Annotated in this window: 26 protein-coding genes; 13 read left to right on the forward strand and 13 right to left on the reverse strand. The window is 72.0% G+C overall.

Features of this window, described 5'->3' with window-relative positions; translation table 11 throughout:
* A partial coding sequence (locus R7226_RS20155; RefSeq protein ID WP_318599106.1) for a PucR family transcriptional regulator occupies positions 1-404 on the forward strand: 404 nt, incomplete at its 5' end.
* A gap of 48 nt (positions 405-452) precedes the next feature.
* On the opposite strand, the gene R7226_RS20160 is transcribed toward R7226_RS20155, so the two are convergent.
* Positions 453-869 carry a PaaI family thioesterase gene (locus R7226_RS20160; RefSeq protein ID WP_318599107.1) on the reverse strand — a complete coding sequence of 139 codons (417 nt, stop codon included), beginning with the start codon at positions 867-869 and terminating at the stop codon, positions 453-455.
* 30 nt (positions 870-899) lie between these two features.
* Here R7226_RS20160 and R7226_RS20165 point away from each other — a divergent pair, with 30 nt between their 5' ends.
* Positions 900-1,919: a sigma factor-like helix-turn-helix DNA-binding protein gene (locus R7226_RS20165; protein WP_318599108.1), complete on the forward strand. Its 1,020-nt coding sequence runs from the start codon at positions 900-902 to the stop codon at positions 1,917-1,919.
* Between the two features lie 67 nt (positions 1,920-1,986).
* Positions 1,987-2,412: an OsmC family protein gene (locus R7226_RS20170; protein WP_318599109.1), complete on the forward strand. Its 426-nt coding sequence runs from the start codon at positions 1,987-1,989 to the stop codon at positions 2,410-2,412.
* An 80-nt stretch (positions 2,413-2,492) separates the two neighbouring features.
* Here the strand turns inward: R7226_RS20170 and R7226_RS20175 are convergent, their stop codons facing one another.
* The 12 genes from R7226_RS20175 to ispG form a co-directional block, all read right to left on the reverse strand.
* Positions 2,493-3,584: a fatty acid desaturase family protein gene (locus R7226_RS20175; protein ID WP_318599110.1), complete on the reverse strand. Its 1,092-nt coding sequence runs from the start codon at positions 3,582-3,584 to the stop codon at positions 2,493-2,495.
* Positions 3,585-3,586: 2 nt separating this feature from the next.
* Positions 3,587-4,687 carry a ferredoxin reductase gene (locus tag R7226_RS20180; RefSeq protein WP_318599111.1) on the reverse strand — a complete coding sequence of 367 codons (1,101 nt, stop codon included), beginning with the start codon at positions 4,685-4,687 and terminating at the stop codon, positions 3,587-3,589.
* 54 nt (positions 4,688-4,741) lie between these two features.
* Complete coding sequence (locus R7226_RS20185; protein WP_318599112.1) at positions 4,742-5,194, reverse strand: SRPBCC family protein; 453 nt, start codon at positions 5,192-5,194, stop codon at positions 4,742-4,744.
* A 5-nt stretch (positions 5,195-5,199) separates the two neighbouring features.
* On the reverse strand, positions 5,200-5,790 hold the full coding sequence (locus R7226_RS20190) for an adenine phosphoribosyltransferase (protein ID WP_318599113.1): 591 nt from the start codon (positions 5,788-5,790) through the stop codon (positions 5,200-5,202).
* A gap of 9 nt (positions 5,791-5,799) precedes the next feature.
* On the reverse strand, positions 5,800-6,609 hold the full coding sequence (gene ftsR / locus R7226_RS20195) for a transcriptional regulator FtsR (protein WP_318599114.1): 810 nt from the start codon (positions 6,607-6,609) through the stop codon (positions 5,800-5,802).
* A gap of 77 nt (positions 6,610-6,686) precedes the next feature.
* Positions 6,687-7,154 carry an FHA domain-containing protein gene (locus R7226_RS20200; RefSeq protein ID WP_318599115.1) on the reverse strand — a complete coding sequence of 156 codons (468 nt, stop codon included), beginning with the start codon at positions 7,152-7,154 and terminating at the stop codon, positions 6,687-6,689.
* Between the two features lie 24 nt (positions 7,155-7,178).
* Complete coding sequence (locus tag R7226_RS20205; protein ID WP_318599116.1) at positions 7,179-7,433, reverse strand: RsiG family protein; 255 nt, start codon at positions 7,431-7,433, stop codon at positions 7,179-7,181.
* 71 nt (positions 7,434-7,504) lie between these two features.
* Positions 7,505-8,215 carry a CDP-alcohol phosphatidyltransferase family protein gene (locus tag R7226_RS20210; protein WP_318599117.1) on the reverse strand — a complete coding sequence of 237 codons (711 nt, stop codon included), beginning with the start codon at positions 8,213-8,215 and terminating at the stop codon, positions 7,505-7,507.
* Positions 8,197-9,879, reverse strand: a complete 1,683-nt coding sequence (locus R7226_RS20215; RefSeq protein ID WP_318599118.1) for a proline--tRNA ligase — start codon at positions 9,877-9,879, stop codon at positions 8,197-8,199. Before R7226_RS20215 ends, R7226_RS20210 begins: the two co-directional genes overlap by 19 nt.
* Before the next feature lie 51 nt (positions 9,880-9,930).
* The gene (locus tag R7226_RS20220) at positions 9,931-10,890 is read right to left on the reverse strand and encodes a glycosyl hydrolase (protein WP_318599120.1); all 960 of its coding nucleotides are present in this window, start codon (positions 10,888-10,890) and stop codon (positions 9,931-9,933) included.
* A gap of 168 nt (positions 10,891-11,058) precedes the next feature.
* The gene (locus R7226_RS20225) at positions 11,059-11,844 is read right to left on the reverse strand and encodes an alpha/beta fold hydrolase (RefSeq protein WP_318599121.1); all 786 of its coding nucleotides are present in this window, start codon (positions 11,842-11,844) and stop codon (positions 11,059-11,061) included.
* Between the two features lie 170 nt (positions 11,845-12,014).
* Positions 12,015-13,316 (reverse strand): flavodoxin-dependent (E)-4-hydroxy-3-methylbut-2-enyl-diphosphate synthase, encoded by a 1,302-nt coding sequence (gene ispG / locus R7226_RS20230; RefSeq protein ID WP_318599122.1) that lies wholly within the window; start codon positions 13,314-13,316, stop codon positions 12,015-12,017.
* Positions 13,317-13,568: 252 nt separating this feature from the next.
* On the opposite strand from ispG, the gene urtA reads away from it, so the two are divergent.
* From urtA to R7226_RS20280, 10 genes are read left to right on the forward strand one after another with little or no spacing between them, the layout of a single operon-like run.
* Positions 13,569-14,822 (forward strand): urea ABC transporter substrate-binding protein, encoded by a 1,254-nt coding sequence (urtA, locus tag R7226_RS20235; RefSeq protein WP_404827882.1) that lies wholly within the window; start codon positions 13,569-13,571, stop codon positions 14,820-14,822.
* Positions 14,823-14,837: 15 nt separating this feature from the next.
* The gene (gene urtB / locus R7226_RS20240) at positions 14,838-15,731 is read left to right on the forward strand and encodes an urea ABC transporter permease subunit UrtB (protein ID WP_318599124.1); all 894 of its coding nucleotides are present in this window, start codon (positions 14,838-14,840) and stop codon (positions 15,729-15,731) included.
* On the forward strand, positions 15,728-16,858 hold the full coding sequence (gene urtC / locus R7226_RS20245) for an urea ABC transporter permease subunit UrtC (protein ID WP_318599125.1): 1,131 nt from the start codon (positions 15,728-15,730) through the stop codon (positions 16,856-16,858). Before urtB ends, urtC begins: the two co-directional genes overlap by 4 nt.
* Positions 16,855-17,631, forward strand: a complete 777-nt coding sequence (urtD, locus tag R7226_RS20250) for an urea ABC transporter ATP-binding protein UrtD (protein WP_318599126.1) — start codon at positions 16,855-16,857, stop codon at positions 17,629-17,631. The genes urtC and urtD overlap by 4 nt, the downstream gene beginning before the upstream one ends.
* Entirely contained in the window at positions 17,628-18,380 is a 753-nt protein-coding gene (gene urtE, locus R7226_RS20255) for an urea ABC transporter ATP-binding subunit UrtE (RefSeq protein ID WP_318599127.1), read from the forward strand. The genes urtD and urtE overlap by 4 nt, the downstream gene beginning before the upstream one ends.
* Positions 18,377-19,006: an urease subunit gamma gene (locus R7226_RS20260; protein ID WP_318599128.1), complete on the forward strand. Its 630-nt coding sequence runs from the start codon at positions 18,377-18,379 to the stop codon at positions 19,004-19,006. The genes urtE and R7226_RS20260 overlap by 4 nt, the downstream gene beginning before the upstream one ends.
* Entirely contained in the window at positions 19,003-20,730 is a 1,728-nt protein-coding gene (locus R7226_RS20265) for an urease subunit alpha (protein WP_318599129.1), read from the forward strand. Before R7226_RS20260 ends, R7226_RS20265 begins: the two co-directional genes overlap by 4 nt.
* Positions 20,730-21,479 (forward strand): urease accessory protein UreF, encoded by a 750-nt coding sequence (locus tag R7226_RS20270; protein WP_318599130.1) that lies wholly within the window; start codon positions 20,730-20,732, stop codon positions 21,477-21,479. The genes R7226_RS20265 and R7226_RS20270 overlap by 1 nt, the downstream gene beginning before the upstream one ends.
* Positions 21,469-22,251: an urease accessory protein UreG gene (ureG, locus tag R7226_RS20275; RefSeq protein ID WP_318599131.1), complete on the forward strand. Its 783-nt coding sequence runs from the start codon at positions 21,469-21,471 to the stop codon at positions 22,249-22,251. Before R7226_RS20270 ends, ureG begins: the two co-directional genes overlap by 11 nt.
* Positions 22,229-23,020 carry an urease accessory protein UreD gene (locus tag R7226_RS20280; RefSeq protein WP_318599132.1) on the forward strand — a complete coding sequence of 264 codons (792 nt, stop codon included), beginning with the start codon at positions 22,229-22,231 and terminating at the stop codon, positions 23,018-23,020. Before ureG ends, R7226_RS20280 begins: the two co-directional genes overlap by 23 nt.
* The last annotated feature ends 43 nt before the right edge of the window (positions 23,021-23,063 follow it).

The raw sequence follows: 23,063 nt of genomic DNA on the forward strand, positions 1-23,063 counted from the left end.
CGGCCGACTGGGATGGCGCCGGCCCGGAGCTGCGGCTGGCCGCCGACGGCGCCGCCAGCGCCGCGCCGCTGCCCGCCGCGGCCTGGCACGACGCCCGCGCGCTGGAGCTGCAGCGGCTGCTGTGGCATTGGCGCGAGGACCGCGAGCTGGCGGCGCTGGTGACGCGCCGCCTCGGGCCACTGATCGAGCACGACCGCAGACGCAGACATGCGCTGCTGCCGACGCTGGAGGCGCTCTGCGCCAACGCCGGCCGCAAGGCCGAGACGGCGCGCGCGCTGCACCTCAACCGCCAGGCGCTCTATCACCGCATCGAGCGAATCGAGCGCTTGCTCGGCGTCGATCTCTCCGACCCGACCGAGCTGCTGACGCTCCACCTGGCGGTCGAGGCGCGGCGCTATGTGTGAAGGGCGAGAAGGAGCGCCAGCGAGTTCTCGCGGCGGAATCCGAGGCGTCTAGCCGCGGGATTCCGCACGCGGCGGCCGCACCGCGATCGTCATCCGCGTGACGGCGCAGAGGTTGCCGGCGTCGTCGCTGATCTCGACGTCCCACAGCCACGTCGTGCGGCCGCGGTGGAACGCTCTCGCGTGGACGTGGACGTTGCCGGCGGTGATCGGGCGCAGGAAGCTGGTGCTGTTGGACAGCCCCATCGCGTGCATCCCCTGCTCGTGGACGCCGAGGTAGGTGCCCATCGAGGCGAGCGTTTCGGCGACGGCGGCGTAGAGGCCGCCGTGGACGAGGCCGAACGGTTGCAGCAGCTCGGCTCTGACGGGTATGCGCGCGCGCATCTCCCCGTCGCCGTACAGCAGCTCCTCGTAGCCGAAGAGACTGTCGAGGCCCTGCTCGAAGGGGGGCAGCGGTCTGAGGCTCACGCGGCGGGACGATAGTAGGCTTCGGTTCGAATGAGCGCCATCGAGACGCTTCCCCCGGACCAGCGCGCCGTCCTCCAGCTGATCCTCAAGCAGGGCCGCGGCTACGCCGATCTCTCAGGTCTGCTGAGAATCGACGAGGCAGCCGTGCGCGCCCGTGCCCACGCCGGCCTCGAGGCGCTCGCGCCGGCCGGCGCCGGCGCCGCCCTGTCGGACGAGCGCCGCGCCCAGATCGGCGACTGGCTGCTCGGCCAGCAGGACGACGACGCGCGCGCCGAGACGCTCCAGCACCTGTCCGACTCGCGTGCCGCGCGCCGCTTCGCGCGCGCCCTGCACGAGCAGCTCGCCCCCTTCGCCAGCGGCGCCCTCCCGGAGCTGCCGGCCGCCGCCCGCAACGGCGCCGCGCCGCCGCCGGCTGAGCCCAAGCAGGATGCGCCTCCGCCTCCGCCTCCGCCCCGCCCCGCCCCCGCTCCGAGCCGCCGCGCGCCGGAGCCGCGGCGCTCCTCCAAGCTCGGCGGCGCGCTGCTGATCGCCGGCGTCGCCGTGCTGATCGTCGTCGTGCTCGTGATCCTCATCAACGGCGGCGGGGACGACGACGAGCCGACGACCTCGACCCCCACGGCGGCGCAGACGCAGGCGACGAGAACGACCGCCGGCAGAGGCGCCGCCACCGACGACACGACGATCCTGCAGCAGGTCAACCTGAGAGCGCCCGGCGGCGGCGAGACGCCGATCGGGATCGCCTTCATCCTGCTCAGAGACGAGAGACCGGTCGTCGCCGTGCAGGTCGAGGGAATCCCGGCCAACGGCGCCGACGACGTCTACGCGACGTGGCTGCGCAACGCCGACACGGGGAGCGCGCGCTTCCTCGGCTACTTCCCCGGCCAGGTCGGCAGAGACCAGAGATTCACGGTCAGCGCGCCGCTGCCGAGAGATACCGCGCAGTTCAACCAGATCGTCATCTCGCAGGAGTCGATCGATGCCAGAGAGGCACCGGCGAGACCGGCGTCGATCGTGCTCCAGGGCACGATCAGAGTCAACAGAACGGGGTAGGCCCGCTCTTGGCGCGCGGCGTCGTAGGCTTCGCCGCGCACGTCCCACCGATCCCAAGGAGCACGACATGCCCGCAAGAGGAACCGCTGAGTGGAAGGGCGACCTCAGATCCGGCGCCGGCACCTTCACCGCCGGTGACAGCATCAGCGGCGACTACTCGTTCAAGTCGCGCTTCGAGGACGGCCCCGGCGCCAACCCGGAGCAGCTGATCGCCGCCGCGCACGCCTCCTGCTTCTCGATGGCGCTGTCGAACGCGCTCGCGAGCGCCGGCACGCCGGTCGACTCGGTCCAGACGAGAGCGGTCGTGACGCTGCGCCCGGTCGACGGCGTGCCGACGATCACGGCGATCGCGCTGACCGTCGTCGGCGTCGTGCCGGGCCTCGACGACGCCGGCTTCAAGGAGGCGGCCGAGGGAGCGAAGAAGGGCTGCCCCGTCAGCCGCGCGCTCGCCGGCGTCCCCGAGATCACGCTCGACGCGAGCCTCGCGAGCTAGAAGCGACGAGGACTGCAGGTCTGCTGCTGCTCAGCCGCAGGAGACCTGCACTCCTCACGCGCGCCGGCCGAGGGCGCACGTCACGGCAGCGCGAAGCGCAGGACCTTCTTCGCGACCGAGCGGTATTGGCGGCCGAGCGGGCCGCTCGCATACGGCAGACCGTGGCGCTCGCAGACCGCGCGCACGCGACCGGCGATCTGGGGATAGCGGTTGCTCGGGAGATCCGGGAAGAGGTGGTGCTCGACCTGGAACGACAGGTGGCCGCTCATCAGGTGGAAGAGCCGGCTGCCGTCGAGGTTGCAGGAGCCGAGCAGCTGACGCACGTACCAGGCGCCGCGCGACTCGTCCTCCAACTGCTGCTCGGTGAACGTCTCGGCACCCTCCGGCAGATGGCCCATGAAGACGATCGTGTGCGTCCAGACGCTGCGCGTGACGTTCGCGGTCAGGTTGGCCAGCAGCGTGCGCCGGGCCGCGCGCCCCGACAGCGCGGGGAACAGCACGTAGTCCTTCGCGAACTGGCGACCGGCCTTGCGCGCGAACGCGCGCACCTCCCTGCGCGCCTCGGCGGCGGGCTTGGTGCCTCTGCCGACCGCGTCCAGCTCCATGTCGTAGATCGCGATCGCCCACTCGAAGATGAACGCGAGCGCGACCGCGTAGACCGGTTGGAGCAGGTAGACCGGATGCCACGGCTGGTCGGGATGCACCCGGATCGCCGAGTAGCCGAGATCGCGGTCCTTGCCGATCACGTTCGTGTACGTGTGGTGCTGATAGTTGTGCGCGTGCTTCCACGACTGCGCGGTGGAGACCGCGTCCCACTCCCAGGTGGACGAGTGGATCCGCGGGTCGCGCATCCAGTCCCACTGGCCGTGCATGACGTTGTGGCCGATCTCCATGTTCTCGAGGATCTTGGCCACGGTCAGCAGCGCGGTGGCGGCGGCCGCGCTGCCGCGGGAGCGCGTCACGATCAGCAGGATCCGCGCGCTCGCCTCGAGCATCCGCTGGACGTTGACGACGCGGCGGATGTAGGCGGCGTCGCGTGCCCCGAGGTCGGCGCGGACCGCCTCACGGATCGCGTCGAACTCGCGTGCGATCGCGTCGAGCTGCTCGGGCGTCAACCGCTCGATCGGGTTCGCCGTCGCCCCTTCCGGAGCGGGAGGTGCTGCGGCGGGCACGGTCACAGCTCGATCTCGACCGGGCCGACCGCGACGGAGATGCACGTCTGCACGACGTCGCCGGGCGCGCCGCTGATGGTGCCGCTGCGGAGGTCGCGCACGACACCGGCGCGCAGCGGCCCGACGCACGTGCGGCAGACCCCGGCGCGACAGCCGCTCGGCAGCAGCGCCCCGGCGGCTTCGCCGGCGGCGAGCAGCGTCGTGGCGCCGTCAGCGTCGACCGTGACGCCGCTGCGCGTGAAGGTGATCGATCCGCCCGACGCCGCGGCGCCCGTCGCGTTCGTCGCGACCGCCGTGCGGGCGTGGAACCGCTCGGTGCGCAGGCGAGCGCGCTCGCCGCTCGCGCTGAAGTGGGCCTCCAGCCCGTCCAGCAGCTCGCCGGGGCCGCAGGCCCACGTCTCGCGCTCGCGCCAGTCCCCCACGCGCCCGACTATCTCCGCGGCGGAGGGGCGGCCGAGGCGTCCGGTGTGGTGCTCGTGGAGCGTCAGCCGGCGCTGCCCGGCGAGCTGGCGCAGCTCGCCGGCGAAGATCACGCCGCGCGGGTCGCGGTCGATGTGGACGACGGCGACATCGCCGAGCGCATCGGCGCGCGCGAGCGTGCGCAGGATCCCCATGACGGGCGTCACGCCGCTGCCGGCGGTGATGAACAGCAGCCTGCCGGGACGCTGCTCGGGCAGCACGAAGTCACCGCTCGCCGCGCCGAGGAAGAGCAGCGCCCCGGGGCGCGTGCGATGCACGAGGTGGGAGGAGACGACGCCGTCGCGGACCGCTTTGACCGTGATCGCGATGCAGCCGTCCGCGGAGCGCGGCGGTGAGGTCAGCGAGTAGCTGCGCTGGTGACGCACGCCGTCGACCTCGACGCCGACCGTCACGTGCTGGCCGGCGCGATGCTCCTGCCAGCCGGCGCCGGGGCGGATCGCGATCGTGGCGCTGTCGGCCGTCTCGCGCCGGACGGCGACGACGCGCCCGGCGGGCTGCCGGCTCGACCAGAGCGGGTTGACGAGACCGAGGAAGTCGTCTGGCAGCAGCGGCGTCGTCAGCAGGTTCGCCGCATCCCACAGGCGGCCCCGAGCCCGCCGCCTGTGCTCGGCGAATACGTGCATCCACGGGGACGATAGCTGTCGGCGTCCGCCGGCGACCGGCGCCCGGCCCGCGTGTCAGCGCGCGACAGCGCTGGCGAGGCCGTCCAATGCCTCGCCGAGCTGGCGCTTGGCAGCGCCTTTGAAGAGGAAGGGCGCCAACCGCGACCAGCCGCGCAGCCGCTGGCGCAGCTCGACGGTCACACTCGTGGCGACGACGCCGTCGTCAGCGTCGATGGGCGCGAGCGTGAAGCTCGTGACCGCCTCCTCCATCAGCCGCTCGAACGGCGAGCCCTCCAGCAGCTGCTCCCACTCCAGCAGCCGCTCCTCCTCGCGCGTGAGGATCACGAAGTCGGCGCGCACGCCCTTGCCTCTCTGCGTCGCCAGCACCTGCGTGAAGCGGTCGAGGTCGACGTCCTCCACGCGCCGCACGCGCGGCCACCAGCGCTCCTGGTGATACGGATCGTTGAGCACGCGCCAGACGGCGGCGGGCGCGGCCGGCAGCGTGCGCGTCAGGCGCGTCGTCGGCATCGCTGCTACGCCCGCTCGCTCGGGTAGTCGACGAGCGCGTGGACGTCGAACGGCGCCAGCCGCTCACGCCCGCCGAGGAAGCTCAGCTCGGCGAGGAAGGCGCAGCCGACGACGTGACCGCCGAGCTGCTCGACGAGATCGCAGAGCGCGCGCGCCGTGCCGCCGGTCGCCAGCAGGTCGTCGTGGACGAGCACGTTGGCGCCGTGCGCGAGCGCATCGGCGTGCATCTCCAGCGCGTCGACGCCGTACTCGAGGATGTACTCGGCGCTGACCGTTCTCGCCGGCAGCTTGCCCGGCTTGCGCGCTGGCACGAAGCCGGCGCCCAGCTCGCGCGCGAGCGCGCCGCCGAGGATGAAGCCGCGCGCCTCGGCGGCGACGACGAACTGCACGTCGCGTGCGGAGGCGAACGCGGCGATCCGCGCGACGGCGGCGCTCAGCGCGCCCGGGTCGAGCAGCAGCGGCGTGATGTCGCGGAAGACGATCCCCGGCCTCGGATAGTCGGGGATGTCGCGGATGTAGGCGCGCAGATCGCCAAATCCTGCGGCTTCAGGCCTTGGATTCGGCCGGAAGAACTCGCCTGGGGCTCCTTCTTCCATCGCGGGCGGCTATGGGCCGCTGATTCTGCGCAGGTCGCGGATCAGCAGCAGGTGCTTGAGGTACGTCGCGACGGCGGCGAGGTTCTCCAGCGTCTCGACGGCCTCTCTGCGACGCTCGGGATTGCGCGAGCGCAGCGCCGGGGCGAGGATCTGCTGCAGCAGCGCCGACTCGCGGTCGGCGGAGGTGCGGAAGACGCGCAGGTTGCGACCGGCGACGCCGTATCTCGCCAGCTCGGTGACGGCGCGGACGATCTCACGGTCGGTGTCGTCGTAGTAGCGCTGGCCGGCGCGGTGCTCGCCGCGGATGACGCCGAACTCCTCCAGCTCGTAGACCAGTCTCGGGTCGGCGCCGGTCTCCTCGACGACGTCCTCGAGCGAGTACGACGCGCCGGGCCCTCTGACCGCGACCGCCGTGCGGCGCAGATGGCGGACGTCCGGTCTCGAGGGACCCTGGACGGGCTCGGCGTCGGCGCGGCCGCCGGCAAGCTCCTGGCGGATCACTCTCAGCGGCAGGAACTCGTCGCGCTGCAGCCGCAGGATCGTGCGCAGGCGCTGCACGTCGCTCTGCTGGTAGACGCGGTAGCCGCCCTGCGTGCGGCGCGGCGTCAGCAGCTTCTGGTCCTCGAGATAGCGGATCTTCGAGATCGAGATGTCGGGAAACTCCTGCTTCAGCGCCTTGCAGACGGCGCCGATCGTCAGCGCCTTCTGCCGCGCCTGTCGTCTCGGCTCGGCGGGCGCCGGGGCGCTCGTCGTCGTCGCGGCCTCCGCGGCTTCGGCGCCAGCCGAATCCGCAATGGAATCGGCGCCAGCCGATTCCACCGAATCCGCGGCTGAACCGGCGCCAGCCGGTTCAGCAGGCTCGACATCGGGGTGAGGGATCTGCGAGGCCATCAGGGTCACCGGGACAGATACGCCAGCTTGTACTTGCCCACCTGCAACTCGTCGCCGTCTTCGAGCTTGTGCGACTCGATCCGCTCACGATTCACGTAGGTGCCGTTGAGCGAGCCGCAGTCGTCGAGGTACCACTCGCGGCCGCGCCGCACCAGCAGCGCGTGGTCGCGCGAGACGGTCACGTCGTCGAGAAAGATGTCGCTGTCGGGCCGGCGGCCGATCGTCAGCTTCTCGCCGTCGACGACGAACGACTCGCCGGTGCGGCCGCCGCCGGAGCGGATCACGAGCGCGGCGCCGCGCGCGACGACGTCCTCCAGCTCGATCGGCTCGATCTCACCGGTCTCGCCGATGCGATACGTCGCCGTCGCGTCGCTGGAGGCAGGCTCAGAGGTCGCCAGGAACGCGCCGCAGCGCTGGCAGTAGTTCGCTCCGACCGCGTTGGCGAAGCCGCATTCAGGGCAGTGGAGCGCCACAGGCCTCTCCTTCGCCGACGGAGGTCAGCTTCCCTCCTGCCCAGGCACTCGGCCCGACAGGATGTCGGTCAGCTTCTCCACGTCCGCGCCCGAGATGACGTCCTCGCCGCTGTCGTGCTTCTTGCGCAGACGGTTGACGAGCTCGGCCCGGAGGATGTCGATCTTTCCGTGCAGGATGCGCCGCTTGTAGGAGACCTCGATCTCCTCCTCGGTCATCTGCTGGATGAGATCCTTCAGCTCCTGATCCGTCAGGGAGCCGAGGTCCGGGAAGGTGTCCATCACTGAGGTTGCTCCGTTCCGAGGACGCGCGTGGCGGGGACGCACCAGTATAGACCCGTCAGCGCTGGGGCTCAAGTTGAGCTTGAGGGTCCACCCGCGGCGTCGCGTGCGCGCAGCTGCGCCAAGCCGCTGCGGACGTAGAGCACGGTCGCCGTCAGCGCCAGCGCCAGCCCGATGTAGAGCAGCACCTCGCCGAGCGTCTGCAGCCCGCACATCGGGAAGAAGAGGCCGCCCATCACCGGCGCGACGGCGAGCCGCCCGGGCCAGTTGATCGCGAGGTCGATCCCGTGCCGCAGCCCCCACTGCGCGATCACCAGCATCGCCAGCTCGCGCGCGACGAGGACGGCGATCGCCCAGCGCGGCAGCAGCTCGAAGTTCCAGCAGACGATCACGCCGGAGATCACCAGCAGCCGGTCGGTGACCGGATCCATCAGCGCGCCGAGGCGCGAGTACTGGCGCGTCACGCGCGCGGCGATCCCATCGGCGTAGTCGCCCCAGCCGATCACGCCGAAGAGGAACGCGGGCCAGAAGCCGACGCCGTCCTCGGTCGACAGCGCGACGACGAGGAAGACGGGGATCAGCGCGATGCGGAAGAAGCCGATCGCGTTCGGGATCGTCCACGGGTTCAGCGGCGCGCCGGCGACCGTCGCCGGCTGCGGCGGGCCGGAGCGGTCGAGGCCGGAGAGGCGTTTGAACGTGAGTCTGTTCCGTGGGGGCGGCTCGGGCGCGCCGCCGGGCGACCCGGCAGCACTCCCCCCGCCGTTTACGGGAGCTTCCGCCACAGCTCCGCGACCGCGTCCGCGGCGCCCTCCAGCGGCAGCGACAGTCTCTCGCGCCCGCGCCGCACCTGCACCTCCAGCTCGCCGCCGGCGAGCGTGCGGCGGCCGACCGTCACGCGCACCGGCGCGCCGAGCAGCTCGGCGTCGGCGAACTTCTCGCCCGGGCCGGCGTCGCGGTCGTCGTAGAGCACGTCGAGGCCGCTCTCGCGCAGCTCCTCGTAGAGCCTGTCGGCGAAGACGCGCTCCTCCGTCTCGCCTCTGGCGATCACGACCAGCTCGGCGTCGAACGGCGCCAGCGCGCGCGGCCAGGAGATCCCCGCCTCGTCGTGGAACTGCTCGACGGCGGCGGCGACGATGCGCGCCGGGCCGATGCCGTAGCAGCCCATCACGACCGGGTGCTGTCTGCCGCTCTCGTCGAGGTAGCTCGCGCCGAGCGCGGTCGCGTATCTGGTGCCGAGCTTGAAGATGTTGCCGACCTCGATCGCCTTCTCGATCCGGATCGGGTGGCCGCCGACCGTGTCGCCCGGCTCGACGGCGCGCACGTCGGCGCGCTCGAACGGGAAGTCGCGGCCGGGCTCGACGCCGCGCAGGTGGAAGTCGCCGCGGTTGGCGCCGGTCACGTAGCCACCGTCGCCGACGGCGTCGTCGAGCACGATCGGCGCGTTGGCGCCGACCGGGCCGATGAAGCCGGCGGGGCCGATCTTCGTCGCGAACTCGTCGGGCGTCGCGGGGCGCACGTCGGTTCTGAGCGCGTTGCGCAGCTTGACCTCGTTGACGCGGTGATCGCCGCGCACGAGCACGAGCACGAGGCCGCGGCCCGAGGCGATCACCGGGTATGCCTTCAGCACCGCGCCGGCCGGCACGCCGAGGCGGCGGCTGACGTCCTCGACGGTGGTGCAGCCGGGCGTGTGCTCCTCGACCGGCTGCGGCAGCGGCGCCTGCTGCTCGACCGGCTGCGGGTCGCCGCTGGCGACCTCGACGTTGGCGGCGTAGCCGGGCGCGAGCGCGACCTCGTCCTCGCCGGCGGCGCAGGGCGCCATGTACTCGTGCGCGGCGGTGCCGCCCATCATGCCGACGTCCGACTCGACGCGGTACCACTCCAGCCCGGAGCGGTCGAAGATGCGGTCGTAGGCGACGATGTGCTTCGCGTAGCTCTCGTCGAGGCCGGCCTCGTCACGGTCGAACGAGTACGCGTCCTTCATGCGGAACTCGCGCGTGCGCAGCACCCCGGCGCGCGGACGCGGCTCGTCCCGCTCCTTGACCTGGATCTGGTAGAGGATCTGCGGCAGGTCGCGGTAGGAGCGCACGACCTGCGCCACGTGCGTCGTGACGATCTCCTCGTGCGTCATCGCCAGCACCATCTCGGTGCCCTTGCGGTCGTTGAGCTTGAAGATCTCGTCGATCTCGATGCGGCCGGTGCGGCGCCACGGCTCGGCCGGGTTCAGCAACGGCATCAGCAGCTCCTGCCCGCCGATCGCGTCCATCTCCTGGCGGATGATCTCCTCGACCTTGCGATGGATCTTCCAGCCGGCCGGCAGGTAGGTCCACAGTCCGGCGCCGAGCTGTCGGATCAGCCCCGCGCGGACCATCAGCTTGTGCGAGATCGCCTCGGCGTCAGCCGGGGCCTGCTTCTCGGTCGGGAGGAGGTAGGCGCTCAGACGGGTCATGGGCGGGGAAGCCTACCGGCCGGCCCCGCCCGCGAACCTCCTCCCCGCGCCTCAGCCGAAGTAGCGCGTGTACTTCAGCAGCGTGTTGTAGACGGGGCGCGGCGCGCCGGTGACGTCGAGCACGCCCGAGTCCCAGCGGTTGTTGCTGTAGGCGCCGAACCAGTGGTACAGGTAGACGCGGTCGATCCGGCTGCGGTACTTGATCGCCTGCTTGAAGACGGCGTCCATCGCTCTCGCCTGTCGCTTGAGGTCGGGACGGAAGGTTTGGCGCGCGTTCTGCGGCTGAAAGCGGTACAGGCCGCCGGTCTCGGTCAGCCAGACCTTGCCGGGGACGATCTTCAGGAACTTGCGGACGCTGCTGTTGGCGTCCTTCACGAAGCGGTTCGTGTCGGTGTAGTTGTGCATCCCCCACAGCCGCGGCGTCGCGATCCGGCGTCTTCTGAAGTTGTCCAGCAGCGCTCTGGTGTAGGTGACCATGTTCGGCAGGTCCTGGATGTCGGCGCCGAGCACGGTGCAGCCGCGGCAGTTTCTGCGCACGATGTCGTAGTAGGTGACGACGGCATCGGGTCTGTGCGCGGTCGGCTGCGTGAGGTTGTTGACCTCGTTCCACGGCTGGATGATGCGGACGCGCGGCCACGCCTTGCGGAACGCCTTGAACGCCTTCGTGAAGCTCGCCGAGCTGACCGGTCTGCAGCTCTTGGAGCCGTTCAGGTTCGGGCACGACATCGTCGACGGCGGGTTGAAGGCGACGACGATCTCCTGGTCGGCGGCCTCCGCCGCGTCCATCCAGACGCCGAGGTCGGCCTTCTGGTCCTTGCGCAGCGCGACGTCGTAGGCGACGATCACGCGCGTCCGCTCGGAGCCGATCGCTCTGAAGTAGTCGTTGGCGAACAGGTACGGGCTCTGGTCGCCGACGCCCGCGACCAGCGCGCTGCTGGACGCCGGGGCCAACAGCGCGACGGCGAGGAGCAGGCCCGCCACGGCGGCGGCCAGCATGCGACGGGGCTTCACGTCGGTGTGTCCTTTCGGGGGATGACCGCCACGGTGCCGACTGGTCTTCGGCGCCACGACGGGAGTACGAGGATCGGGGGACTGTAGCTGCTAACCCGGCAGCGACCGTGACGATGCGGTGTCCCCAGGAGCTGCGCGCCGGCGCGCCAGCTCGGTCGGCTCAACGGCTCAGCCGGCGCTCGCGACCAGCAGCAGGTCGGCGACGGCGCGCGGGTCGTCGGCCATCGGCAGGTGGCCGCAGCGCGCCAGCGGCACGTGCCGGGCGTGCGGCAGCAGCGCCTGCGCCCGTCGCGGCTGCGACGGTGAGACGAGCAGCCGGTCACGGGTGCCCCAGCCGATCGTGATGGGGACCCCGTCGAGCTGCTCGCCGTGGGCGAACTGGTAGGCGCCGAGCGCCGGCAGCGTCGCGTCGAAGGCCGGTGCGCTGGCGAGCTTGTCGACGTCGAGCCGCGCCGCTGTCGGGTCGATCTTGCCCGGCTGGCCGTACATCTGGCCGAGCAGCAGCTGCCGCCCGACCGCGCTGCCGATGCCGCGCTTGAGCAGGCCGCCGGCGCGCACGGCGAGAAAGCGGGTCAGCAGCAGCGAGGCGCGGCTGTAGCTCGACTCGAGGCGGTTCCAGAAGCCGATCGGTGACAGCGCCGTCGCGCTCGCGACCGCGCCGCGGCGCGCCAGCTCCAGCGCGATCCCGCCGCCCATCGAGTTGCCGGCGACGTGCGGTCTGTCGAGGCCGGCGTCGGCGAAGAACTGCTCGAAGGCGTCGACGTAGCTGTCGATCGTCAGCGGGCCGGTCGTCGCCAGCGGCGGCGAGTCGCCGAAGCCGGGCGTGTCGACCGCGAACGTCTCGCGCTCGGCGGAGAGCTGCTGCACGACGGGATCCCAGGCGCCGCGGCGGGCGCCGATCCCGTGGATCAGGACGAGCGGCGGTCCGTCGCCGAGACGGTCATGGACGAGCATGGGCGCGAGCTTACGCCAGCGCGCGGGCGCGAGGCGCAGGTTCTGGCTGGCTGGCCAGCTCGCCAGATTCTCCTGGCGAAGTCATCGTCGTGGCTGCCAAGGACGCAGCCCCGAAGGAAGGCGCCAGCCTTTCGAGGGGCGAGGACGCCGGCAGGTGCGTCGAGGACGAGTCAGGAGCGCGTGAAGCGGCGACCGGCTGTGGGTGAGGCGGCCTCGTCCAACCGCGCCTTCGCCGCGACGACGTCGAGCAGTCTGCCCGACATCTCCTCCAGCGAGTTCGAGTCGACGGCGTCGGCGGCCGCCTTCTCCAGCGCCGCGAGCCGCTCCGGGGTCATGTCCCCCGCGTTCTCCTCCTCGATCGCCTGCAGCCAGGCCGCGCCCTCGGCGGACTCGGCGGCGTCGACGTCGAGCTGCTTGCCGGAGGCGACGTACTTGTCGATCTCGGCGAAGAGGGTGTCGACGAGCTGCTCCTGCGGGACCTTCCGCAGCGCTCTGCCGCGCGAGAAGATCAGGCCCTCGTTCTTGGCGCCGGTGATGCCGAAGTCGGCGTGCGAGGCCTCGCCGATGCCGTTGACCGCACAGCCGAGCACGGCGACCTCGATCGGGTCCTTGTACGCCTCCAGGCGGCGCTCGATCTCGGCGACGACGGTGTCCATGTCGAACTGCAGGCGGCCGCAGGTCGGACAGGCGATCAGCACCGGGCCGCGCTCGCGCAGCTGCAGCGCCTTGAGGATCTCCCAGGCGACCTTGACCTCCTCCTCGGCATGGAAGGTCGAGAGCGAGATCCGGACGGTGTCGCCGATCCCGTCGGCGAGCAGCGTGCCGAGGCCGACCGACGACTTCAGCGAGCCCGACCACTTCGTCCCCGCCTCGGTGATGCCGAGGTGCAGCGGGTACGGGATCCGCTCCGACAGCAGGCGGTTGGAGGCGATCGTGTTCGGCACGTTGGTCGACTTGATCGAGACCTTGAAGTCGCGGAAGTCGAGCGTCTCCATCAGCTCGACGAACTCCACCGCCGCCGTCACGAGCGCCTCGACGCTGTTCTCGCGCTCGAGCGCGTGGAGGTGTCTCGGCAGCGAGCCGGAGTTGACGCCGATGCGGATCGGGACGCCGGCCGCTCTCGCCTTCTCGGCCACCAGCGCGACCTTGTCGGGGCCGCCGATGTTGCCGGGGTTGAGGCGGATGCAGTGGGCGCCGGCGTCGATCGCCTTCAGCGCCAGCGTGTAGTTGAAGTGGATGTCGGCGATGATCGGGATCGGCGACTCTCTGACGATCGTCCGCAGCGCCTCGACGTCCTGCTCGCGCGGGACCGCGCAGCGCACGATGTCGGCGCCGGCCTCCGCGACGCGCCGGATCTGGGCCATCGTCGCCGTCAGATCCGCGGTCTCGGTCTTCGTCATCGTCTGGACGGCGACCGGCGCGCCGCCTCCGATCGGAACGCCGCCGACGTGGATCTGCCGCTTCGAAGCCATGCGCCCAGTGTAGGAGACGGCCGGCGGCAAGACCGTCGCCGGGCTGTGAACGGGCGCGCTCCGCATCCCGCACGCACGTAGCGCGCCGCCCGCGCACACGGCGCCGTACGCCAACGGTCCCTCATCTGAACGGTGATGTTTGGACATCCGGAGGGAGATGGAAACGGTTGCGTATTCGAGACTGCGCACCCTCAGCACTCCGGATCTGGGACCGGGTGCCGAGGTACGTCAGCGAACAACCGAAGGGGTTCCATGGCAAGACTGGGTTTGACCAGGCTCTTGGCGATCCTCGTCGCCGCGATCGTCGCGGCCGCGGCGATCGCAGGCTGCGGCAGCAGCAGCTCCGAATCCGACGCGGAGACGAGCGGCAGCACGGCCAGCGCCGACGCCGGCGGCGAGACGATCAGAGTCGGGATCCTCCACTCGCTCTCCGGCACGATGGCGATCTCCGAGGTGACCGTCAGAGACTCCGAGCTGCTCGCGATCGAGGAGATCAACAGAGCGGGCGGCGTGCTCGGCAAGCAGATCGAGCCGGTCATAGAGGACGGCGCCTCCGACTGGCCGACGTTCGCCGAGAAGGCGCAGAAGCTGATCTCCGAGGACAGAGTCGCCGCGACCTTCGGCGGCTGGACCTCGGCCTCCCGCAAGGCGATGCTGCCGGTCTTCGAGAGCAACAGAGCGCTGCTCTTCTACCCCGTCCAGTACGAGGGGCTGGAGCAGTCGCCGTACATCTTCTACTCGGGCGCGACGACCAACCAGCAGATCATCCCCGGCCTCGAGTACCTCAAGGAGCAGGGCGCGAGATCGCTCTTCCTCGTCGGCTCCGACTACGTCTTCCCGCGCACCGCCAACAAGGAGATCAAGGCCTGGGCGGAGGCCAACGACGTCGAGATCCTCGGCGAGGAGTACACGCCGCTCGGCCACACCGAGTACGGCACGTTGATCTCCAAGCTCCAGGACGCCAGACCGGACGCCGTCTTCAACACGCTCAACGGCGACTCCAACGTCGCCTTCTTCAAGCAGCTCAAGGGCGCGGGCGTGACGGCGAGAGACATGCCCGTCATGTCGGTCTCCGTCGCCGAGGAGGAGGTCGCCGGCATCGGGCCGGAGAACGTCGCCGGCCACCCGGTCGCGTGGAACTACTACCAGACGACCGACACGCCGGAGAACAGAAGATTCGTCGAGGCGTTCAGAGCGAGATACGGCGCCGACCGCGTCACCTCCGACCCGATGGAGGCCGGCTACGTGCAGGTCCACATCTGGGCGCTGGCGGCCGAGAAGGCCGGCTCGACCGACCCGGAGAAGGTCAAGGAGGCCGCGAGAGGTCTCACGTTCGACGCGCCGGAGGGCAGAGTCAGAGTCGACGACGTCAACCAGCACCTGTTCAAGACCGCCCGCATCGGCGTCGTCGAGCCGGACGGCCAGATCAGAGAGGTGTGGGCTTCCGACGGGCCGATCGCCCCGGATCCCTACCTCAGAACCTACGACTGGGCCGAAGGCCTCTAGGAGGGACGGCTCGCCGTGGACGTGTTCCTCTCACAGCTGTTCATCGGCCTGAGCGTCGCGTCGGTCCTGCTGCTGGTCGCACTGGGACTGACGTTCACCTTCGGGCAGATGAACGTCATCAACATGGCCCACGGCGAGTTCGTGATGGCCGGCGCCTACACGGTCTACGTGCTGCAGACGTCGGTCTTCTCGGCGAGCATGGCGACGCTGGCCTTCGGGCTGGCGTTGCCGCTCGCCTTCCTCGTCGGCGGCGTGCTCGGGCTGATCCTCGAGTTCACCTTGATCAGACGCCTGCACGGGCGGCCGCTCGACACGCTGCTGGTGACCTGGGGCGTCTCGCTGATCCTGCAGCAGGTCGCGCGCGACATCTTCGGCGCGCCCAACGTGCAGGTGAAGGCGCCGCCGTTCCTCGACGGCGGCATCACGCTCGCCGGCGTCTCGATGCCGTACACGCGGCTCTTCATCATCGGCCTCGTCGTCGTCGCGCTCGTGGCGATCTGGTTCTACCTGTCGAAGCTGCCGGCCGGGCGGCGGATGCGCGCCGTCGTGCAGAACCGCGACCTCGCCTCCGCCAGCGGCGTGCGCACCCCGCGCGTCGACCGTCTCACCTTCTTCATCGGCTCCGGGCTGGCCGGCGTCGCCGGCGTCGCCGTCACGCTGCTCGGCTCGATCGGGCCGACGCTCGGGACCAACTACATCATCGACGCCTTCCTGGTCGTGATCGTCGGCGGCCTCGGCCAGCTGCGCGGCGCGATCATCGCCGCGATCGCGCTCGGCGTCGCCAACGCCTACCTGGAGTACTGGACCGACGCGTCGCTGGCGAAGGCCGCCGTCTTCGGGCTGATCGTCGTCTTCCTGCAGTTCCGCCCGCAGGGGCTCGTCGTGACGCGCCGCCGGGGGCTCGCATGAGCACGCTGGCGAAGCTCTTCCCCGCAAGAAGCGGCCGCGCCGCCTTCCTCGTCCGCTTCACGCTCGCCGCCGCGACGCTGCTGCTGGTCGCGCCGGCGCTGCTGAACGACTTCCGCCTCGGGCTGCTGGCGAGATACCTGTGCCTGGCGATCATCGCCGTCGGGATCGGCCTCGCGTGGGGACAGGGCGGCATGCTCGTGCTCGGCCAGGGGCTGTTCTTCGGCCTCGGCGGCTACGCGATGGGCATGCACATGAAGCTCGAGGAGGCGGCGGCGCAGAACCTCGACGTGCCCGACTTCATGAGCTGGAGCGGCGTCGAGTCGCTGCCGGCGCTGTGGAAGCCGTTCGAGAGCGCGGCCTTCGCGATCGCCGCCTGCGTGCTGATCCCGATGGTCGTCGCCGCGCTGCTCGGCACGCTGATCTTCCGCCAGCGCGTGCGCGGCGCCTATTTCGCGATCCTCTCGCAGGCGATGGCCGCCGCCTTCGTGATCGTGCTGATCGGCCAGCAGGGGCTGACCGGCGGCACCAACGGCCTGACGAACTTTCAGAGCTTCTTCGGGCTGAGACTGGCCGACCCGGCCGACAAGCGCACGCTCTACCTGTTCGTCGTCGCGATCTTCCTCGGCGTCTTCCTGATCGCGCGCCAGCTCGTGCGCAGCCGCTACGGCAAGGTGCTGATCGCCTGCCGCGACGCCGAGGACCGCGTCCGCTTCCTCGGCTACGACCCGACGCTCGTGAAGGTGGTCGCCTACTCGGCGGCGGCCGGCATGGCCGGGCTCGCCGGCGCGCTGTACGTGCCGGTCGTCGGGATCATGTCGCCGGCGCTGCTCGGCGTCGTGCCCTCGATCGAGATGGTGATCTGGGTCGCGCTCGGCGGCCGCACGGTGCTCGCCTGGGCGGCGGCCGGCGCGATCATCGTCTCGTGGGCGAGAACCGACCTGTCGGAGCGCTTCCCGTCCGGCTGGCTGTACGCGCAGGGCGCCCTCTTCATCCTTGTGATCGCGTTCGCGCCGAAGGGGCTGGCCGGTGTCTCGGAGGCATTGCAGGAGCGGATCAAGACGCTCTGGAAGCGCCGCACCCGCACCCCCGAGCCAGCGCAGGAGAGAGAGCTGGAGGTCGTCGCATGAGCGAGCCGCTGCTGACCGTGCGCGGGCTGAAGGTCGTCTTCGACGGCTTCCACGCGATCGACGGGCTCGACCTGACCGTCGAGCGCAACGAGATCCGCTTCCTGATCGGCCCCAACGGCGCCGGCAAGACGACGCTCGTCGACGCGATCACCGGCCTCGTCAAGCCGGCCGCGGGCTCGATCGTCTTCGAGGGCAACGAGCTGGTGCGGCGGCGCGAGCACCAGATCGTGCGCAGCGGTGTCGGCCGCACCTTCCAGACGCCGACCGTCTTCGAGCAGCTCAGCGTGCTGGAGAACGTCGACGTCGCCGCCAGCTTCCGGCTGGCGCTGCCGAAGCTGCTGCGCGCCCGCCGCGGGACGACGCCGGAGGTGACCGCTGCGCTGGAGGCGGTCGGGCTCGACGCGCTCGCCGACGCGCCGGCCGGCACGCTCTCGCACGGCCAGCGGCAATGGCTGGAGGTCGCGATGGTGCTGTGCCAGGGGCCGCGGCTGCTGCTGCTCGACGAGCCCGTCGCCGGCATGACCGGCGAGGAGCGGACGCGCACCGGCGAGCTGGTCCAGCGGATCGCCGGCGAGGGCACGACGGTGCTGGTGATCGAACACGACATGGACTTCGTGCGCCGCTTCGCGACGCGCGTGACGGTGATGCACGAGGGTCGGATCCTGACCGAGGGGACGGTGAGCGAGGTGCAGCAGGACGAGACGGTGCGCGAGGTCTACCTCGGGCGCCCGCGCGACGCGCGCGGCGCGGGCACGGCGGAGGTGGTCTCGTGAGCGCCGCGACCGCGCCGGTCGACGCGACCGCCGACGGACTGCGGTCCGATGACCTGCTGCGCGTCGAGGCGGTCGACGGCGGCCACGGCTCGACCGCGGTCCTCTTCGGCGTCTCGCTCGGCGTCCCCCGCAACGGGCTCTGCTGCCTGATGGGGCGCAACGGCGTCGGCAAGTCGACCGTGCTGCAGACGATCGTCGGGCTGCTGAAGGCCAGACGCGGGCGCGTGATCTTCGACGGCCAGGACATCACGAAGCTGCGGCCGTACGACCGCGCGCGAGCGGGGATCGCGTTCGTGCCGCAGGGGCGCGACTGCTTCCCGCAGCTGACGGTGATGGAGAACATGCGCGTCGTGCAGGAGGCGCGGCGGGACCTGCCGAGATCCGGGATCGACGACGCACTCGACCTCTTCCCGCGGCTGAAGGACCTGCTCGACCGCCCCGCCGGCTTCCTCAGCGGCGGCCAGATGCAGCAGCTCGCGATCGCGCGGGCGCTCGTGACGCAGCCGAAGCTGCTGCTGCTGGACGAGCCGACCGAGGGGATCCAGCCGTCGATCATCCTCGAGATCGAGGACGCGATCGCGCAGTTGAAGCGCACCGCCGGGCTGTCGATCCTGCTCGTCGAGCAGTACGTCGACTTCGCGCTGCGGCTGGCTGAGCGGTACGCGGTGATGGACGGCGGCCGTGTCGTCGACGCCGGCGACACCGCCGGCCTGGAGGACGGCCACGTGCGCCGGCTGCTGGCCGTATGAAGCTGCCGCCGTCGGACGTCGAGAAGCTGCTGCTGTCGGTCGCGGGGATGGTCGCGCGCGACCGCCGCGCGCGCGGCGTGCGGCTCAACCACCCGGAGGCGGTCGCGCTGCTGTCGTGCTGGGTGCTCGAACGGGCGCGTGACGGCGACGCGACCGTCGAGCAGCTGATGGCCGACGGCCGCCACGTGCTCGCGCCGCAGGAGCTGATGGACGGGGTCGCCGAGATGCTCGACGAGATCCAGGTCGAGGCGACCTTCCCCGACGGCCGCAAGCTGGTGACGATCCATCAGCCGGTGGCCGCGGCCGCGCGCTCCGCCGTCGTGCCCGGCGAGGTCGTCGTCGGCGGCGACGGCCCGGTGCCGCTGGCCGAGGGTCGCGAGCGGCGCACGCTCGACGTCATCAACGACGGTGACCGCCCAGTGCAGGTCGGCTCGCACTTCCACTTCGCCGACGCCAACGCGGCGCTGCGCTTCGACCGCGACGCCGCCGCCGGCTTCCGCCTCGACGTGCCGGCCGGCACGTCGGTGCGCTTCGAGCCGGGCGTCGCGCGCACGGTCGGGCTCGTCGCGCTCGGCGGCGCACGCTTGGTCGCCGGGCTGCAATTGCGCGCGGAGGACGCGGCGTGACCTCGCTGGAGCGCGAGCGCTATGCGCAGCTGTACGGCCCGACCGTCGGCGACCGCGTGCGGCTGGCCGACACCGACCTCTGGATCAGCCCCGAGAGGGACTGGTGCCGCGGCGGCGACGAAGCGGTCTTCGGCGGCGGCAAGACGATCCGCGAGTCGATGGCGCAGGGCTCGACGACGCGCGCGCAGGGCGCGCCGGATCTCGTCATCACCAACGTGATCGTGCTCGACCACTCGGGGATCGTGAAGGCCGATGTCGGGATCCGCGACGGCCGGATCGTCGCGCTCGGCAAGGCCGGCAACCCCGACACGATGGACGGCGTCCACCCCGCGCTGCGGATCGGCCCGTCGACCGACGTGATCGCCGGCGAGGGCCGCATCCTCACCGCCGGCGGCGTCGACTGCCATGTCCATTTCATCGCCCCGACGATCGCGACCGAGGCGCTCGCCGCCGGCATCACGACGCTGATCGGCGGCGGTACCGGCCCCAGCGAGGGGACGCGCGCGACGACCTGCACGCCGAGCGCGCCGGCCTTCGAGCTGATGCACCGCGCGCTCGACGACCTGCCCGTCAACGTGCTGCTGCTCGGCAAGGGCAACACCGTCAGCGCGGCGGGACTCGAGGAGCAGGTGCTGGCCGGCGCCGGCGGGATGAAGCTGCACGAGGACTGGGGTTCGACGCCGGCCGCGATCGACGCCTGCCTGACCGCCGCCGAGCGCTGGGGGATCCAGGTCGCGATCCACACCGACACGCTCAACGAGGCCGGCTTCCTCGAGTCGACGCTCGCGGCGATCGGCGGGCGCACGATCCACAGCTTCCACACCGAGGGCGCCGGCGGCGGCCACGCGCCCGACATCATCGCGATCGCCGCGCACCCCAACGTCCTCCCCTCCTCGACCAACCCGACCCGCCCGCACACGGTCAACACGGTCGCCGAGCACCAGGACATGCTGATCGTCTGCCACCACCTCAACCCGCGCGTGCCGGAGGACCTCGCCTTCGCCGAGTCGCGCATCCGCGCGACGACGATCGCCGCCGAGGACCTGCTGCACGACCTCGGCGCGATCTCGATGATCGGCTCCGACGCGCAGGCGATGGGCCGCGTCGGCGAGACGATCGTGCGAACGTGGCAGACCGCGCATGCGGCGAAGGCGCGCTGGGGGTCTGGTGGCGGCGGCTCGAACGGCGGGCCGCTCGGCGCCGCCGACAACGCGCGCGCCAAGCGCTACGTCGCGAAGTACACGATCTGCCCGGCGGCCGCGCACGGGATCGACGACCACGTCGGCTCGGTCGAGGTCGGCAAGCTCGCCGACCTCGTGCTGTGGGATCCGGCCTTCTTCGCGATCCGGCCGCGGCTGGTGATCAAGGGCGGCGCGATCGCCTGGGCGCCGATCGGCGACGCCAACGCCTCGATCCCGACACCGCAGCCGGTGCTGTCGCGGCCGATGTTCGGCGCCGCCGTCTCGGCCGCTCCCCACACCTCGCTGGCGTTCGTCGCACCGGCGGCGCTCGAGGACGGACTTGCCGGGCGGCTGGGACTGCGCCGCGAGCTGGTCGCCGTCGCCGACACGCGGGGACTGTCGAAGGCCGACATGCCGAACAACGACGCCCTGCCGGCGATCGAGGTCGATCCGGAGACCTTCGTCGTGACCGTCGACGGCGAGCCCGTCACCCCCGCTCCGGCTGCCGTCCTCCCCCTCGCCCAGCGCTACGCGATCTTCTGATGTCGGCGGTCCTCTCACTGCTGCTCGCCGACTCGCGCACCCCGACCGGCGGCTACGCCCACTCGGCCGGGTTGGAGCCGGCGGTGGCCGCGGGGTTGCGCGGCGCCGAGGTGCCGGCCTTCCTTTCGGCCCGGTTGGAGACCGTCGCGTTCGTCGATGCGAGCTTCGCGGCGGCGGCGTGCGCCGATGCGCGGTCGTCTGCTGTCGATAGGCAACAGCAATCGACCGCGCATGCGGATGGCGCGGCGGTTGACGCCGCGCTCGCGGCGCTGCTCGCGCTCGACGACGAGCTGGCGGCGCGGACGCCGGGGGCGCCGCAGCGGGCGGCGGTCCGCTCGCTCGGACGGGCGCTGCTGCGCGTCGCCGCGCGGCTGGCGCCGGGCGACGCCCTGCTCGAGCGCTACGCCGAGGCCAGCGCGTGGACGCCGCGGCCGGTCGTCTTCGGCGCGGTGGCCGGCGCGACCGGGCTGACGCCGCTGGAGGCGGCGCGGCTGTCGCTCTACGAGGACGCCGCCGGCATCGCCGCGGCGGCCGTGAAGCTGCTGCCGCTCGACGCGGTCCAGACGACGGCGTGGGTGGCCGGGCTGGCGCCGCGGATCGAGGCGCTGGCGGTCGAGGCGGCGCGGTCGGCCGCCGCCGCGCGCCCGCCTGGCGCCGGCTTCGGTGCGCTCCCCGCCACCTCCACCCCCTTGCTCGACCTGCGCGCGCTCGCGCACGAACGATCCGACGGGAGGCTCTTTGTCAGCTGAGACCACATACGGGACGATCCGCGCCGACGGGCCGCCGCGCGCGCGGCGAGCGCTGCGCGTCGGCATCGGCGGGCCGGTCGGGACCGGCAAGTCGTCGCTGATCGCCGCGCTCTGCCGCTGCCTCGGCAGCGAATTGCAGCTCGGCGTCGTGACGAACGACATCTACACGACCGAGGACGCGATCTTCCTGCGCAGCCAGGGCGTCCTGCCGGCCGAGCGGATCGTCGCGGTGCAGACCGGCTGCTGCCCGCACACCGCGATCCGTGACGACGTGTCGGCCAACCTGGAGGCGGTCGAGGAGCTGGAGCGGGCGCACGGCCCGCTCGCCGTCGTCTTCGTCGAGTCGGGCGGCGACAACCTGACCGCCGCGTTCAGCCCGGCGCTCGCCGACACGCAGATCTTCGTGCTCGACACCGCCGGCGGCGACGACGTGCCGCGCAAGGGCGGCCCCGGCGTCGCCCGCTCCGACCTGCTCGTGATCAACAAGGTCGACCTCGCGCCGCGCGTCGGCTCCGACGTCGCGCGGATGCTGCGCGACTCGGCCGAGCGCCGCGACGGCCGCCCGACGCTGCCAGTCAGCCTGCGCGAGCCCGACGGCGTGCGCGAGGTCGCGGCGTGGGTGCTCGACCAGGAGGAGCGCTGGCGCGCGGGCACGCTCGTCAGCGAGGACCCCGGCCCGCCCGCGCCGCACGGCCCGCACGACCACGATCACGACCTTCACCCCCACGCGCACGACGACGGGCATGCGCATGCCCACGTCCACGCGCACTGACGTGCCGCGGGCGGCGGCGGCCGGCCCAGCGCCCGCCGCCGCCCGCACACGCCTCCTTCCCACAGCACGGGTGAGGGCTGAGCTGCGCGGCACGCGGACCGTCCTGCGCGACCTCCGCCCCGCCACCCCCTGGGCGCCGCGCCCGCTGCCGAGCAACCCGAGCGGCGGCGGCCAAGCCGTCGTCGCGCTCGTGCAGACCGCGGCGACGCTGGTCTCGGGCGACGACTGCGCGATCGAGCTGGAGCTGGGCCCCGGCGCGGCGCTGACGGTGATCGAGACCGGCGCGACGGTCGCCCACCACGTGCGCGGCGGGCCCTCGGCGCGGCTGCGGGTGCGGATCGCGCTCGGCGCGGGGGCGCGGCTGGAGTGGCTCGCGCGCCCGCTCGTGCTCGCCGCCGGCTGCGACCTGCGCCGCACGACCACGGTCGAGCTGGCCGACGGCGCCCGGGCGCTGCTGCGCGAGACGGTCGTGCTCGGTCGCAGCGGCGAGCGGCCGGGCCGCTTGAGCGCGACGCTGCGCGCGAGCTGCGCGGGCCGCCCGCTGCTGCACGAGCGACTCGACACGAGCGACCCCGCGCTGCTGCGCTCCCCCGTCGTCGCGGCCGACGCGGGGACGCTCGACGCCGTGCTGCTGCTCGGCGCCCGCGGCGCCGACCTGCCGGGCTCGACCCAGCTGGCCGGGCCCGGCACGCTCTGGCGGGCGCTGCATCCGCGCGGCGCCGACCCCGACGGGCCGGCACTCGCGGTCGCGCGCGCCTGGAGCGAGTGAGGACCGTCACCGAGCATCCCGTGACGGGATGCCAGGTGACGGT

Origin of the sequence: Conexibacter stalactiti (assembly GCF_033542075.1) — a bacterium.
In the GTDB taxonomy this organism is placed as follows: domain Bacteria; phylum Actinomycetota; class Thermoleophilia; order Solirubrobacterales; family Solirubrobacteraceae; genus Conexibacter; species Conexibacter stalactiti.